This is a genomic window from Erysipelothrix inopinata, assembly GCF_014396165.1.
GTDB lineage: Bacteria > Bacillota_I > Bacilli_A > Erysipelotrichales > Erysipelotrichaceae > Erysipelothrix > Erysipelothrix inopinata.
In genome coordinates, this window is record NZ_CP060715.1 from 1,898,957 (window position 1) to 1,914,426 (window position 15,470).

16 protein-coding genes are annotated in these 15,470 nt (G+C 35.0%); 7 read left to right on the top strand and 9 right to left on the bottom strand.

Translation table 11 applies throughout. The features are described from left to right. The first annotated feature begins 23 nt into the window (after nt 1-23). The 3 genes from H9L01_RS09230 to H9L01_RS09240 are packed head-to-tail and all read left to right on the top strand — an operon-like array spanning nt 24 to nt 4,255. Nucleotides 24-1,115, top strand: coding sequence for an ArsR/SmtB family transcription factor (locus H9L01_RS09230; protein WP_187533668.1), 1,092 nt, complete (start codon nt 24-26; stop codon nt 1,113-1,115). Further along, nucleotides 1,096-2,688, top strand: coding sequence for an ATP-binding cassette domain-containing protein (locus H9L01_RS09235; protein ID WP_187533669.1), 1,593 nt, complete (start codon nt 1,096-1,098; stop codon nt 2,686-2,688). Before H9L01_RS09230 ends, H9L01_RS09235 begins: the two co-directional genes overlap by 20 nt. Then, nucleotides 2,678-4,255, top strand: a complete 1,578-nt coding sequence (locus tag H9L01_RS09240) for an ATP-binding cassette domain-containing protein (protein ID WP_187533670.1) — start codon at nt 2,678-2,680, stop codon at nt 4,253-4,255. The genes H9L01_RS09235 and H9L01_RS09240 overlap by 11 nt, the downstream gene beginning before the upstream one ends. A gap of 56 nt (nt 4,256-4,311) precedes the next feature. Here H9L01_RS09240 and H9L01_RS09245 read toward each other — a convergent pair whose 3' ends face one another. From H9L01_RS09245 to H9L01_RS09255, 3 genes are all read right to left on the bottom strand, one after another. After that, nucleotides 4,312-5,700: an MATE family efflux transporter gene (locus H9L01_RS09245; RefSeq protein WP_187533671.1), complete on the bottom strand. Its 1,389-nt coding sequence runs from the start codon at nt 5,698-5,700 to the stop codon at nt 4,312-4,314. 157 nt (nt 5,701-5,857) lie between these two features. Continuing rightward, nucleotides 5,858-7,051 (bottom strand): coenzyme F420-0:L-glutamate ligase, encoded by a 1,194-nt coding sequence (locus tag H9L01_RS09250; RefSeq protein WP_187533672.1) that lies wholly within the window; start codon nt 7,049-7,051, stop codon nt 5,858-5,860. A 91-nt stretch (nt 7,052-7,142) separates the two neighbouring features. Next, nucleotides 7,143-7,616 (bottom strand): hypothetical protein, encoded by a 474-nt coding sequence (locus tag H9L01_RS09255; RefSeq protein WP_187533673.1) that lies wholly within the window; start codon nt 7,614-7,616, stop codon nt 7,143-7,145. Between the two features lie 118 nt (nt 7,617-7,734). On the opposite strand from H9L01_RS09255, the gene H9L01_RS09260 reads away from it, so the two are divergent. Beyond that, nucleotides 7,735-8,187 carry a GAF domain-containing protein gene (locus tag H9L01_RS09260; protein ID WP_187533674.1) on the top strand — a complete coding sequence of 151 codons (453 nt, stop codon included), beginning with the start codon at nt 7,735-7,737 and terminating at the stop codon, nt 8,185-8,187. Between the two features lie 7 nt (nt 8,188-8,194). Here H9L01_RS09260 and H9L01_RS09265 read toward each other — a convergent pair whose 3' ends face one another. From H9L01_RS09265 to H9L01_RS09280, 4 genes are all read right to left on the bottom strand, one after another. Beyond that, complete coding sequence (locus H9L01_RS09265) at nt 8,195-8,968, bottom strand: lipoyl protein ligase domain-containing protein (protein ID WP_187533675.1); 774 nt, start codon at nt 8,966-8,968, stop codon at nt 8,195-8,197. Between the two features lie 66 nt (nt 8,969-9,034). Further along, complete coding sequence (locus H9L01_RS09270) at nt 9,035-9,547, bottom strand: methylated-DNA--[protein]-cysteine S-methyltransferase (protein WP_187533676.1); 513 nt, start codon at nt 9,545-9,547, stop codon at nt 9,035-9,037. 21 nt (nt 9,548-9,568) lie between these two features. Then, entirely contained in the window at nt 9,569-10,180 is a 612-nt protein-coding gene (locus tag H9L01_RS09275; RefSeq protein WP_187533677.1) for a pentapeptide repeat-containing protein, read from the bottom strand. A gap of 4 nt (nt 10,181-10,184) precedes the next feature. Next, nucleotides 10,185-10,748 (bottom strand): thermonuclease family protein, encoded by a 564-nt coding sequence (locus tag H9L01_RS09280; RefSeq protein WP_187533678.1) that lies wholly within the window; start codon nt 10,746-10,748, stop codon nt 10,185-10,187. A 125-nt stretch (nt 10,749-10,873) separates the two neighbouring features. Between H9L01_RS09280 and brnQ the strand changes: the two genes are divergently transcribed. Further along, complete coding sequence (brnQ, locus tag H9L01_RS09285) at nt 10,874-12,166, top strand: branched-chain amino acid transport system II carrier protein (RefSeq protein ID WP_187533679.1); 1,293 nt, start codon at nt 10,874-10,876, stop codon at nt 12,164-12,166. A gap of 15 nt (nt 12,167-12,181) precedes the next feature. Here brnQ and H9L01_RS09290 read toward each other — a convergent pair whose 3' ends face one another. Next, nucleotides 12,182-12,631 carry a hypothetical protein gene (locus tag H9L01_RS09290; protein ID WP_187533680.1) on the bottom strand — a complete coding sequence of 150 codons (450 nt, stop codon included), beginning with the start codon at nt 12,629-12,631 and terminating at the stop codon, nt 12,182-12,184. Nucleotides 12,632-12,760: 129 nt separating this feature from the next. Here H9L01_RS09290 and H9L01_RS09295 point away from each other — a divergent pair, with 129 nt between their 5' ends. Together H9L01_RS09295 and H9L01_RS09300 are read left to right on the top strand one after the other, a co-directional pair. Continuing rightward, a complete protein-coding gene (locus H9L01_RS09295; RefSeq protein WP_187533385.1) occupies nt 12,761-13,465 on the top strand; it encodes a helix-turn-helix domain-containing protein in 705 nt (234 codons plus the stop codon). Nucleotides 13,466-13,476: 11 nt separating this feature from the next. Then, nucleotides 13,477-14,424 carry an IS3 family transposase gene (locus tag H9L01_RS09300; RefSeq protein WP_187533386.1) on the top strand — a complete coding sequence of 316 codons (948 nt, stop codon included), beginning with the start codon at nt 13,477-13,479 and terminating at the stop codon, nt 14,422-14,424. A 104-nt stretch (nt 14,425-14,528) separates the two neighbouring features. On the opposite strand, the gene H9L01_RS09305 is transcribed toward H9L01_RS09300, so the two are convergent. Continuing rightward, nucleotides 14,529-15,455: an alpha/beta fold hydrolase gene (locus H9L01_RS09305; RefSeq protein ID WP_187533681.1), complete on the bottom strand. Its 927-nt coding sequence runs from the start codon at nt 15,453-15,455 to the stop codon at nt 14,529-14,531. Nucleotides 15,456-15,470: the final 15 nt, after the last annotated feature.

The window sequence follows — 15,470 nt, forward strand, 5'->3', positions numbered from 1 at the left end:
GATTGGTTTAGGAGGATTGTATTATGAACTATATCCAAACAGACTTATCCCATATCGATATTGCACTATTAATAGAAGAAGCCTATGGTACTGACTTCGATCAAAAATATAGCCCGAATCAAGTTTCATTCCTAAATGAAAACTACCCTAACTTTATTGAACGTCAAAAGAATCTTTACGAAGCATCATACGAAGTCCTTAAAAACTATTCGGTTATACAAGAACTAGCAGAAGCTAACAAACTCGATGTTTTTGCTGGTATTCTCTACCAATTTGAGGATACTAACTACGAAAACTTTAACTATCAAGAGTTTGTTCGCAATTCACTCAAGGTCTTACTCAACGATGTATATGGTGGTGATTTAAATCGAGCAAACTTAATTGAGAATGATATTCAGAAAATTTACCAAAATGACACAATCAATTTCGATACATTATTGTCGTACATCATGCAGCTTGAGGAAAGTGACGAGCAATGCTTTAAAATTATCAAGTATTTTAAAGCTACTGAATCTATATATTTTGAGTTTCAGGATATCATGGAAAACTTAAAACCAATCTACAGCGAATTTAAAACCTGGTGTATGACGACTTACGGTGATTTATTTACTCAAGAACCCGATCATGAAGCCTTTTACCAATGGGTTGATATTGATTCTTTTGATCAAAAAAATCACAACGGTATCTTCTATGATTTTTCAGTTATTAATACAAAAGGACTTGTAGCCAAAATTGCGGTTAACGACAACTCAAATACCTATGTATTATATGGAATCTTTTTCTCTAAGGAGATTCGTTCAAATTACGATTCCATTGATATTGAGAAAGTGAAGTATTACTTCCTGGCCCTCGGTGATGATAAACGATTTAGAATTTTTGAACATCTCATGACTGGAGAATACTATTTGAAGGAACTTGCTGAACTTCTAGAGCTAACCTCACCTACAGTTTCGCATCATATGGATATTTTCACGAAGGCTGGCATTGTAAAGCTCCGTGAGAAAGGAAAGAAGATTTACTACTCAATTAATCCTGAAGCTGTAAGTTTACTCGCACAATTCTTTGCACAACTTGAAGAAAGTTTGAGGAATCAACATGAAGACGTTACTTCTTAATAATAAAAAAGGATTCTTTCTGTACTTTCTAGGAATCATAATAACGGCACCATCGAATCTTATAATTAGCTATGCTTTAGCACAAATATTCACAATCCCTGAAAGTGATAACCCACTTACTAAACTTTTATTCATTGTTTGTCTTGCACTGACTCCTATCCTCATAGGAATAATTTCGCGCATGTTAAGAATCAGGTATATGAATGATGTTCTATATGATTTACGTACTGAATCCTATCAAAACATCGTTGCCCAAGACATCGATTCATTTCACTCTCATGAAAACAGTTATTATCATAGTAAGTTAGTTTCAGATATTAAAATATTTGAACAGGACTACTTTCTTTCATTATTGAGAATGGGTAATAACTTTAGTTCGTATCTTGTTGGTATCGGTGTTCTCTTTTATTTATCATGGGAATTAGGTGTTATCATCCTAATTGGAACACTCATCATTTTCGGATTATCACAATACTTTACAAAAGAAACAATCCGTAGAAAAAAGATCGTAACGGAACAAAACAAACTTAGTTTCAATGCAATCAATAACCTTATCTACGGCTTAAGATCCATTCAAATTTTTGGAGCACAAGTACAATTCAAAATGTTGTTTAATCAAGATATTAAACAATTGGAAGAACATAAAGCTAATTCAAATGACTGGGACTTTTTCCAAAAGAACATTCTGACAGTAACATCTTCAGGCATTCACTTTCTTTCATTTATCTTTGCAACCTACTTATTAGCTCAGGGTCGTATCTCAATGGTATCAACTATCATGGTTATGAACCTTTTATCACAACTACTCTGGAATGTCTCTGACGGATTTTCTTTCGTTAATAAATTTAAAGCTTCATTGAAGATCTATGACTCATTAATGGATCATCCTAAACCGCTTCAAAGAAATGAATCTTACACCTTCAACAATCTAATTTGTTTAGATAATGTCAGTTTCCACTATGATGATAAAGCTATCTTTGAAAATTTGAATGCGTGTATTCATAAAAATGATAAAGTATTCATCGTTGGCCCTTCTGGAAGCGGGAAGAGTACCCTACTTAATATAATGGCCGGACACATCAATAGTTATTCCGGTGATCTGTTTATTGATGGTGTCGCTCTTAATGATATTTCCTACAGTTCTCGATTTGATAATACTGCTTATGTTACTCAAGATCATTTCTTCTTTAACGAAAGTATCCGTGATAACATAATTCTTGATACACCATTCGATTCAGACCGCTATACTCTCATTCTTGAGCAGTGTGCGTTAACTTCTTGGATTGAATCTCTTGAAGAAAAAGATGCGCACTTATTGACTGACAACGCCCATAATATCTCAGGTGGTCAAAAACAACGAATTCATATTGCTCGAGAACTCTATCAGAATAAACCTGTTATTATCTTGGATGAAATGACAGCAAGTCTCGATGAAGATAACGCTTATGTAATCTACGAAACACTTCTGAATTTGGATAAAACTGTTATTTTCACCTCACATCGTCACCATCAATATTTAAAAGAAAAATCAGATCAAATCATTGATTTAGGAGGATACAGCTATGAAAATTAATCGCTACGGAAACAGAAAATTACTTATGCTCGTATCAATCATCCTATTTCTAGGTGCTATAGTTCAAGCAGGATATCTCAAGATGATTCAATTCGCAATTGATGCCGCCATAGCCCAAGATATGAACTTCTTTCCTAAAGCGTTGCTTGTATTAGTAGTTCTAACATTCTTAACATACATCATTTCCCGGATTGGTTCCAAAGTAAGAGTAAGGTATATTCAGACATCAGTCCTTGAAATGAAACAACTGTATGCAGAAAGGCTCTTTAATCTTCCCTTTGAAGACATCAATGAAGAGAAACATATCAGTCAATTAACTCAAGACTTAGATCGTTATGAATACCAAACATTGCATGGTCTTATTGATTTAATTGATACTTCCAGTTCAATCATTGTCTCCGTAATTCTTCTCTTTACAGTTTCATGGACAATCGGACTTGCTTCTCTTGTTCTGATCGTATTTTCTTACAACTTTTCAAAGAAAAACGCAGGACAAATGAAGAAAAATGAAAAACAAAAATCAGTGGCTCTTGAGCGCTACAGCGGTGCTGTAAAAGAAACACTGGATGCTATGGATGTTATTAAACAAAATAAAATTGAAGAAAAGATGAGCCAACGATTCAAGAGATTCGCAAAGGATTTACAAAAAGAACAATATAAAATCGACTTTAAAATAACATTCGTAGATGCTTTCAACTCAGCGATAAACCTTATCCTGATGTTTGGCCTCATGGGATCTGGTATCTATTTCGCCGCGAAGTTTGGTGTTTCAACAGGAACCGCATTGCTCATCGGAACAGCATTCTCCAATACCATGTGGCCAATGCAAGTTGTCCATCCCCTGCTAACACAAATTGAAAGCTCGTATGTAATTTTGGAAGATATAGAAAAGACATTAGTTGCTAACGAATATCACTATACCTATCAAACCGAAACAATTAATAAAGTTCAATTTGATGATGTAAGTCTTGGATATGATGATATAACCATACTAAACAACATTAATCTTGAGATTGACGCCGGTGATAAAATATTAATCTATGGCGAGAGTGGGTCAGGAAAGAGCACCTTCTTAAGTACTTTAAAAAGAATGCTTCCACAGCAACATGGTCGTATATCACTTAATAACAATGCAATTGATTCCTATGACTTGAAGTCCTATTATTCTAAATTTGCATTTATTGATCAAAAAGGATTTATATTTAATGGAAGCCTTCGCGATAACATTACTATGTATAATAATTCTCTTGAAGTTACGGGTATTCTTGCTACTGTTGGTCTCGAAGACTTGAACCCCGAAATGATTCTTACGGACAATGGTTCCAACGTTTCTGGAGGGCAACGCACCCGTATCATGTTAGCACGTGCTTTAATCCATAATGCGGATGTCATTGTATCCGATGAAGTCTTCGCTAATCTCGATGACGAACTTGCTTTTAAACTTGAAACTAATCTTTTATCATTAGATAAAACATTGATTAATGTCAGCCATGTTATGTTTGATGATCATAAAAAAGAATACACAAAGACATTTCATGTGGCAGATGCAACTATCACCCAAATCTAGCAATCAAAAAAGCCTCTTAATCCAAATTATGGATACAAGAGGCTTTTTTATGACTGTTAAACGAGCTCAAGTTCTAAAATTTCATCATCGTCTGCAGTTAGGTTCACAATCCATTTTTCCTTGCGAACAAATCGAAGTGCAAAGACAAGTTTTAAGATATCGGTGGATTGACCGACAAGATATAGTGCAATGATGCTCCAGTTTGTTGTATAAGTCGCAATCCCTACCGCAACCAAGTTAACACACCACATATAACCTGAATCGAGTAAAAGGGTCGACTTAGTATCGCCTCCCGCTCTTAGAATAAAGTAACAGGTTGTATTCAAGACATAAATACTAAATAGTGGACTCATAATTCGTAAGAATGTTTGTGCAGTATGCATCGCACTTTCTGATACATGGTAAATGGAAGGAATGATAAATGTTGATCCAAAAAGCAATGTACCAAAGAACATACTTAATATCACACCAAATCCGAGTATCTTATATCCATTATCTCGAGCTTCATCGAGTTTGTTAGCTCCTAGAGGTTGTGATACCAGAATAGTAATAGCTACCGACATTCCCGCATTCATCGTGAAGAACATATCTGATACGGTTGTTGAGATGGAGTAACCTGAAATAACATCCGCACCTCGAGTGGCATAGAATCTTAGCAACAGCGCCATTCCCGTAGCCCATAACACTTCATTGACTGCAAGTGGCAATGCCTTATTCGTAATCTTTTTAACAAGATTTTTAGATACAGAAAAGATATTTTTTAAGTTTGTCTTAAACTGATACTCACCTGTTTTTAAGAAGTATAGAATAAATGATAATTCAACTGACCGAGCAATAAGGGTACCAATTGCACCGCCTAAGACTCCAAGTGCAGGGAATCCAAAATGACCATAAATCAGTCCATAGTTAAAGAATGCATTGGTAGCCATTGAAATAAAACTTGCTACAAGTGGTGTTCGTGAATCACCCGTAGCTCTCATAGAGCCTGCAATTGCAAGCGTAAATAAGTTTGGAATAAATGTAAGTGCACAAACATAGATATAATCCATTCCATTTGAAATTACGACACTGTCATTAACAAAGAAACGTATAATGTTTTCTGGAAACAACATCGCTAGACATACAAAAGTCATCATAACTACGAAAGAAGCAATCAAAGCATATCGAAATGTTTCTTGCATACTATTTTTATCTTCTGCACCAAAAAATTGTGCCATAAATACTGCTGATGCAGCAATAATACCATTTGTACCAAATACAGCAATCATAAAGTAACGATTTACTGTCGCAACACCCGCAAGTGCATGGTCCCCTAATTGACCAATCATCAAATTATCTAACAAGTTAACTGAAGTACTCACGAGTTGTTGTAACATGAGAGGTATTGCAATGATTAATACCTTCTTGTAAAAGCTCCAATCCCCAAATATATTCTTTAACGCCATCTCTTCTCCTCCTCAACGCTAGAGTAATAATATAGAAATTTCAAACTTAAAACAATATGTTTACATCAAATTATGAGATATATTTCAAACGTCACAATTGCAATAAAAAAAACTCTATCAAAAAATCAATAGAGTTTCAATTTAATCTGTCTATTATTTAGTCAGCGTAGTTATCAAAATAACCTTGAACAAAGACGATTGGTGTCCCTTTATCACCAGATCCGCTTGTTAAATCGCAAAGTGATCCGATAAGGTCTACAAGACGACGTGGTGTTGTTCCTTGAGCAGCCATGCTACCTACTAAAGAACCACCATCTTTTTTACGAATTTCCTTCTCAAGTGCTTCTTTTAATTCAGCACCTGATAAGTCTTTGAAATCATTATCTGCTAGATATTTAAGTTTAATTTCGTTAGGTGTTCCTTCAAGTCCTTTGGTGTATGCTGGAGATACGGTTGGATCAGCAAGTTCCCAGATTTTACCCATTGGGTCTTTAAAGGCACCATCACCATAAACCATAACTTCTACATGTTTTCCAGTTGCGTCAAGCATTTGTTTTTGAATATCAGAAACGAGTTGACTTGCATCTTGAGGGAAAAGTTTTACAGAATCTTCAGTAGATTTATTAGAACCTAGAAGTCCATACTCTTGATTGTAACCACTGCCATCAACAGATTCACGAAGAATGTCATCCAATCCATAGACACGTTTTGCTCCAGATTCTTTTAAAATTCGTTTCGTACGAGCATTCGTATGAATATCACATGCAAGAACATTCTTTGTATAATCTAGAATTGTTCGGCAATTGTTTGAGAAGATAATTTCAACTTCTGCACCCATTTCTTCGATAAGTTCACCATAATAAGTAACATAGTCAATACCTGTAAAGGCATGCGTTGTATGTCCGAAATGATGACGATATTCTTCAAGTGACAATACATCACTGTATGGGTTAATGCCTGATGCATCTAATTGATCCATTGAAATCAATTCGTTTCCAACTTCATCAGCAGGATAACTCAACATCAAGATAACTTTTTTAGTACCTTTAGCAATACCTTTTAAACAAATTGAGAAACGGTTTCTTGATAAAATTGGAAAAATAACTCCAATTGTTTCTCCCTCAAATTTAGCTTCCACATCTTTAGCGATTGCCTCGAGTGAAGCATAATTTCCTTGAGCACGTGCAACGATGGATTCTGTGATTGCAATAATGTCTCGATCCCTAACCTCGAAATTTTCACTTTTTGCAGCCTCAAGAATACTTTCTGAAACGATAGTTGCCAAATCATCCCCTTCACGAATGATAGGACAACGTACACCTCTCGATACTGTACCTACTTTTCTATCCACAGTTCAACACCCTTTCTTTTATTATTTAAAGTCCTCATTAATTTTAACATCTCTCTTGAAACATGCAACACAAAAGAAAAAAACTTTTGTTTTAATGAAGTGTTTCGTGATTTCCATGCTTAGAATGGTAATAAATTGTGAAACCAACCGTCACAATAAGGATTACAATAAGACTCATACAGATTGCAGTGAGTCCTAAACTTTGATGAACCCATGCCCAACGTAAGTCAATGGAGAAGAGCAATGCCGCAATACCACCAATAACAACAGCATTCATTCGTAGACGTTTCTTACTGTATTCATACTCGATCTGGTTAATATGTTTAAAAATTAAAGGATCTTCAATATCTTCGATTTCATAACATTCTCGAATAGAACGTTTTTCATGGTAGTTAATAATTGCTTCAGTAATTAATAATGAACCTGTTCCAAGTAAAAACATCATTCCTTCATTTCGTGGTTTGCCATCTAAAAATAAAGCCATTAATATCACAGGGAAAATAATTATTATTCCCAAGAAGGCTTCGGTAATAAAATGACGAATTATTTCTTTCGATATTTTCATAATTAATGCTTCTCCTAGCTATAAATACATCTCTTACATTATCACCGATATTATATTTTTTGCAATCAAATGTATTTTTATTCGAGAGCATGATAGACTGTATAAAAGGATGTGACATATGAACAAAATACTTATTGAACAAGCAAAACTCTTTATTGAAGATGAGACTGATGAAATTGCCATTCTCGCAAACCTTTCTGCTTTATTTAATGAAAGTTTAGAAGATATTAACTGGGTAGGTTTCTATCTCTTCAAAGATGATCATCTCATCTTAGGTCCTTTCCAAGGAAAACCAGCCTGTATTCATCTCTACCCTGGTAAGGGTGTTTGCTCGCACGCCATTGAAACCAAACGTGGTTTGGTTGTGGATGATGTCCATGCATTTCCTGGACATATCGCCTGTGATTCAGCTTCTAATAGTGAATTGGTAGTTCCACTATTTGTTGACGGAATGCCGTATGGTGTTATCGATATTGACTCCCCCTCTTTCAATCGTTTCTCTCAAGAAGATCTTGACACGTTTATTGAAATAGGAAAAATTTTAGAAAATCATCTCAGAACGAAAAAATAGGAAGCTTTTAAGCTTCCTTTTCTTTTAAGTATCGATTATTTTGATTTTGGGTTCGAGAAACAGAAAGGTGAAAATCTTCACGACTTGGAATTGATGATTCGTATGTCACAGATTCTGTTCGTTTCTTTAATTCGTCTTCCAGTAAATTAACAACCTCAGACACAGCGATTTCACGACCCACAAGATTAGAAAGCGAGTCCATAGCATCAAGATCTATTTTTATTTCCTCGCTCTCACAAGCCTCATAGAAACCCTTCACAATCTGATTGCGGCGCATTTGATCACCATTAATATGAATATAACAAACTAATGCGACACCATCTTTAATTTTTCGTTGAGCTGTCCCACAAAATTTCTTTCCATTAATACTAATATCGGTTTTCCCAGGGCAGCATGCGCCAGAGATTTCTCCGATATTGATACCTGTCACAATTGGCTGCAAGGCATCCATAATGAATTGACCATAATAGTCATAATTGTCATACATTGATTGTGATGATCTAAAAATAAGAGACATACTCAAGACACCTTCATCGGCAACAATTGAACGTCCCCCTGAATTACGAATAATTACAGGTTCACCGACTGTCTCATAGTAAGCAAGACCTTTTGAAAAGCCTGGCATCTTAACATCATCCAATCCCATATTGATGCCTCGATGTTGAAACATATGAAGAATCATCTCATCATCATTAACATGTCTTGTATTATAGTCATCAATTGCAGTAGATTGCATTTCATTTTGAATACTACCAACTTCATTAATTATTATCCCTCTCACGCTTACCCTCTTTTCTATTAACACATTCATTGTAACGCTAAGTCTAATTATGTTACATCAAAAGGCTTAAGGTTTGAAGTCTGTAATTCCCTCATGGAGCAAGAGTTTTTCTTTCATGCCCAGTCCTCCACGAAAACCACGAAGTTTGCGATCTTTACCTAAAACACGATGACAAGGCGCTACAATCATCAGAGGATTTTGAGATATTGCATGAGCACATGCACGTGTAGCCGTTGGTTGACCGATTCCTTCAGCTACTTCTTGATACGACTCTGTTTTCCCATATGGGATTGTCATAAGATGCTTCCAAACTTTAATTTGAAAAGGCGTTCCAATAAAATCCATAGGAAAATCAAATTGAGGATTTAAACCATTATGATAATCCGTAAAAGTCTTTATGAATTCTTTAAAATCATCATCTGTATTTGACGCCACAAAAGTAACATTCTTAAATCGATTAAAGTAAGTATCTGTCGTAAGATCATCATCGTTACCAATATAACAATAACCCCGATCTGAACGCATCACTAAATAATCAATACCAGCAATTTTAATATGACGATAAATAATGTTTTCCATAACACTTACCTCGTTTTCTATTTATGCATCAACAACATCAAATCCCATTTGAATTGCGAAAGCGACAGCCTGATCTGAACGAATTTTCACACCGCGGATTGCTTCAACACTATAAAGAATTGATTGGAAATCACACTCGGTTAAATCAACCCCACGCATTTTGGTATCCGAGAAATTCATTCGCTCTATCTTACAGATTTTCATGACAAACTTTTTATGTTCCATGTTCATGAAGATTCCTTCTGTAACATCACATTCCTTCCATGTCATCCCCTGTAGTTTTCCTTCCGCAAACGAAACATACCGCATCAAACAATTTTCAAATTTCGTATCTCTAAAGTAATTTCCATTAAACAACGTGCCGGTCAACTTACAATTTTTGAATGTCACATTATTAAAGTAACTTTTATCGAATTCAAAATTAGAAAAGTCACAGTTAATAAACGAAGCATTCAAGACTTCAAGACGTTCCATTTTCTCCGGTGCAACAAGACATGACTCCAAGACAACATACTTAAACTCATATGCATCTTCTTCTAATATAATACGACAATTCTTATAGTAGGTGTGTTCTAAAAGCTCAGAACTTAGAAGTGTTTCTCCTTCAATTTTCTCATACATATCTGTTTTCATGCTATCATTCCTTCCAAATGTTCAATTTCTTCCCCTGTGCTTCTTCTTGAGCTTTTTCAAGTTGTCCTAAAATTTTATAATCCACTGTTTTTTTATTAACGTACTTAATTTCACCCAAGCCTTCACGAATGATTTTTTCTTGAAGTAATTCACCATCAAGATAAACCCACGCAAGGATTCTTCCATATTTATCTCGTTCATTCCCAATATCTTGCTTCAACTCCAAATTATTTGCGTTTTTTAATAAGTTACAAGTATATTCACTGGCTTCCTTACCATAAGGTTCAACAGGATGATTTGGTTTCACAGATTCTGGTGTATCAAGCGCTAACAATCTTACTTTCTCATCACCATATGCAAATGTATCTCCGTCAACACAACGAATTGTTTGCTTCCCTGTTTGTGTCATTACAACAGCTTGATTTTTAGATTTTAGATACGTATTATTGTAATAATTGACACCAAATGGTAGTAGAAATACAAGTAATGCTAAAACAAATTTATTTTGAACGTATTTTTTAAAGAAGCGTTCTATCTTTTTTTGATCTTGTTTCGTAATTTTATTCATAATTCTCCCTCATGCCATATTATTATACTTTATTTTATCGAACTTAGCATGAGTTCCCTGATATTAATTGACATCCGTTCTTAAAAACGATTAAATATAAACAATAACTTAATAGGAGATAGCTTATGCGATTTAAACGTTCCGAGTTTTTAGCCATTACACTTATGTTTTTCTCAATGTTTTTTGGTGCTGGAAATCTCATCTTCCCCACCATTATTGGACATGTGAGTGGTGAGTATTTAATTTTCGGACTGGTTGGCTTCGCAATTACAGCTATTGTTATTCCAATTATTGGTATTATTACTGTTTCTAAATCAGAGGGTATGGAGCCATTAGCATCCAGAGTATCACCATACTTCGGAACATTCTTTACTTTCTCGGTACTTTTTGCCATTGGACCTGGTCTTGCAATGCCACGCACAGGAATTTTACCGTTTGAAATTGGTATTAAACCGCTTCTTTCTCAAAATTTAGGAATTTGGCAAGTTGTTTTTACTCTTATCTTTTTCCTGACTGTTTATTTACTTTCCATTAGACCAAATAAGCTCGTCGATATTATGGGTAAAATCATTACACCTACATTACTCTTACTGATTCTTATTTTATTTCTATCAATTCTTGTGAAACAGCCTTTAAATCTGAACGTCCCAGCTGAAGCTCCAAACAAGACATTCTTCAATGCTTTCCTTGAAGGATATCAAACATTGGATGCTCTCGCAGCCCTTAATTATGGTACCGTCATTGTCTTTACGATTCAGCAATACAACGTCACCGATCGTCAAGAGCAATTAAGTCTTGCGAAAAAATTTGGTATTCTTACAGGTATTATTCTACTTCTTGTTTACTCAGTACTTAGTCTCATTGGAGCCCTGACGCCAACGCAAGGATTTACAAACGGTGCTGACATCATTTCCAGTGTTGGTACGAACAATTTAGGATTCATAGGCCAGATTATGATTGCTGCAATATTCACGCTTGCTTGCCTTGCTACCTGTACTGGACTCACAACTTCAATCTCACGATACTTCAGTCAACGATTTACCAAGACAACTTATAAACAATGGGTCATTGGTTTGGTTGCCTTTAGTTTTCTCATCGCAAATTTTGGACTTGATACACTTCTCACAGTATCGGTGCCCTTCTTGATGTCTTTATATCCCGTTTCATTAATGCTCATCATTTTAGGATTTTTTGACTACTTCAACAAAAATAACAATAGAGTCTACAAAATGGTTATTCCGTTTGTCTTCGTTATTTCTATAATTGATGTCTTAATTACAAACAACATACTCCCAAACATTTTTGCTTGGATTCCCCTTCAAGACTATGGTCTTGCATGGCTTTTACCAACACTGATACTTATTGCCATCAGCACTTTCATTCCTAAACATAAAAAAGATGATACGAATCTTAATTAGATTCAAAATCATCTTTTATTTTTCCTCGAAAGTGATATCAAGATATCCTGCGATAGCTTCGATATTTTTTTCATTATAACCTGCGAGATTGTATTTTTTTACCTTAGCATTTTCTTCTTGTAGATAAATGGTAAGAATGGGTGCAAACTTCGCATAGTTAATTGAGTAACTTCCGAGTTCTAATTGAACATCAAGACCACTGCGATCAAACGTTTGTTTCTTATCAAATAGATTTGAAATGGTAATCATTTGATTTGTGATTTCAATCTTATTAAAATTCTTAAATGCTTTATAAATGACATAAACCAATCCGATTGGAAGTGCAACCGTCATAATCGGTCCAAACTTATCAGGTATTTTTTTAGTCATGACGAGCACAAGCGAAATCACGCCCCCAATACCAATTCCAAAAATAAAATTAAATAAAATAACTTTTACTTTCTGCCCTACTGATTCATTAAACATTGTCTTTCCTCCATAGGCCAATTATACAGAAAAAAGCATTTAAAAAGGTGTTCACTTTGATAAGCTCCCCTTAAAGTAGACACCCGAAATAAATAAAAACGGGTACTACAAAAAGGAGGAGCTTTTTCTATGGGTAGAAAGAATAAATATCCAGCGGAAATAAAAGAACAAGTAGTTAAAGAATATTTGAACGGCATAAAAGGTGCAATGGAAATATCCCAAGAATTATCGATTAATCCTGGGACATTGCGTAGATGGGTGAAAAAATACCAAATCGTCGGTGTTGAAGCATTCTCATATAAACCTCGAAATAAAAGTTATTCGAAAGAACTTAAGGAATCTGCTATTCAAGATTACCTTGAAGGACTAGGTTCTCTCGCAGATATTATTATCAAATACGATATAAGTTCCGATGAGGTTTTGCGTGGATGGATAAACAAGTATAATAGACTTGAAACCATAAAGGATTACGATCCTAAAGGAGAAGTCTATATGACAAAAGGTAGAAAAACAACGATTGAAGAACGTCAAGAAATTGTCGCACATTGTATTGAACATGACTACGATTATAAGGGAACCGCCGAGCTCTATGGTCTTTCCTATGCTCAAGTTTACCAGTGGGTTCAAAAATATAACGAGATAGGATATGAAGGGCTTCTTGATAAACGTGGCAAACGAAAACAAGAAGATCAACTCAGTAATGAAGAACGTTTAGAACGTAAAATCAAACAACTCGAAAGAGAACTTGAACTGAAAGAACGTGAGAATATTCTATTAAAAAAAGTGAAGGAAATAGAAGGGCGGCGATATTCTCCAAAGCAAAACAAGAAGTAAAGTATCTTGCCGTGCAAGAACTTCATTATAAACATGGTTGGAGCATTCAATGGATGTGTAAGGTACTTAAAATCGCAAGAAGCAGTTATTATAAATGGACGCACCGTGTTGAAACAAGCAATGAAATTGAGAATCATGAGCTTTGTAATCTCATTCTTGATTATGATGAAATGTTTGGACATATCTTAGGTTATCGACGAATGACAGATTGGATTAATGAACTTAATAGAGTTCATTATAACCCAAAGAGGATTCATAGACTCATGAAGATGCTGGGTGTGAAATCAGTGATTCGTCAAAAGTCTAAAAAGTATTCACGAAGCACTCCTGAAATCACAGCTGAAAATATTTTAAATCGTAATTTCTTTGCTTCTAGACCAAATGAAAAATGGTTGACAGATGTCACAGAATTTAAGATTAAAGGTTCAGGTAAGAAGCTGTATCTCAGTGCGATTATTGATCTTTATGATTTGAGTATTGTGGCGTACCACATAAGTGATCGTAACAATAATCAACTTGTGTTTGATACTTATCATAAAGCTATCACGAGATATCCAGAGGCAAAGCCTTTATTTCACAGTGACCGAGGATTCCAATATACAAGTAGGGTATTTAGAAAACAGCTAGAAGATCAAGGAATGATACAAAGTATGTCTAGAGTGGGACACTGTATTGATAATGGTCCTATGGAAGGATTCTGGGGAACTATCAAATCAGAAATGTACTATCCTAATGAATTCAATACTAAAAGCGAGTTAAAGAAAGCAATTGATGCGTATATTGATTTTTATAACAACAAGAGACTTCAAAAACGATTTAAAAACAAAACACCAATGATGGTTCGAACTGAAGCATTAGGATCAGAGACACCTATAAGTTATTCAATTCCAACCAACAAGAAAATTGAAGCTTATTGGTCAAACATTAGAGAAAAGCAAATGCAGGCGACTGTAGCATAAGAAAAGATGATTCATCGTAAAGCGATAAATCATCTTGGGTATTTTATTTATTTCACCTGTCTACTTGACAGGGAGCAGTTCACTTTGTGAAACACCTTATTTTATTAATCAATATGAGATTCAATCCATCGCAATACATCGGCATATACTACTTCATTATCAATTTCATTCAGTATTTCATGACGATAATCTGGATATAGAGTACATTCAACGTCTTCCATACCTACTTTCTTAAAGGCTTCGTAAACCTTCAAAACATTTTTACCGTTATTTCCAACTGGATCTTTATCACCAGAAATCATGAATACAGGTAAATCTTTACGCATTTTCTCAAGATTTTTGGTTTCTTGAACTTGGTAACAAATATCAAAGAGATGATAGTACCCATTCAGTGTAAATTTGAACTGACAACGGGGTTCTGCTTGGTAAATATCAACTTGTTTCTCATCACGTGACAACCAATCGTTTGGTGTACGCGCTGGTTTAAATTGTTTGTTCATACCACCAAAAGCAAGATTGTTAATCATATCTGAGCGATAATCCCAACCCTTTGTGCGACTCATAATTTTGGTAAGTTTACGTGCAAATGATAACTGAGCCTTAGAGTTTTGTCCGGTACCACAAATTACAACACCGTCAATATCATCACTGAAATTACAAATAAAGAGTCTGGTAATGAAAGATCCCATACTGTGTCCCATTACAAAGTAAGGAACATTCGGGTAGTCTTTTTTGGTAAGCATCATCAGTGTACGCATATCGTTAATTAGAATTTGCGATGCATCGCCTTCATCGAAGTAGCCCCATTCAGCTTCTGAATTGACAGAACTACCATGACCAAGATGATCATGTCCTACTACAAGGACTCCATGATTGTTGAGATAATTTGCGAAATCATCGTAGCGATCAATAAATTCTACCATCCCATGCGCAATCTGTAAGATGGCTTTGGGTTCGGTTTTAGGTGTCCATTTTTGAGCATGAATTTGTGTTTTCTTATTTGTAGATAAAAAATTAAATGTTTCTTTCATATTGATTCTTCTTTC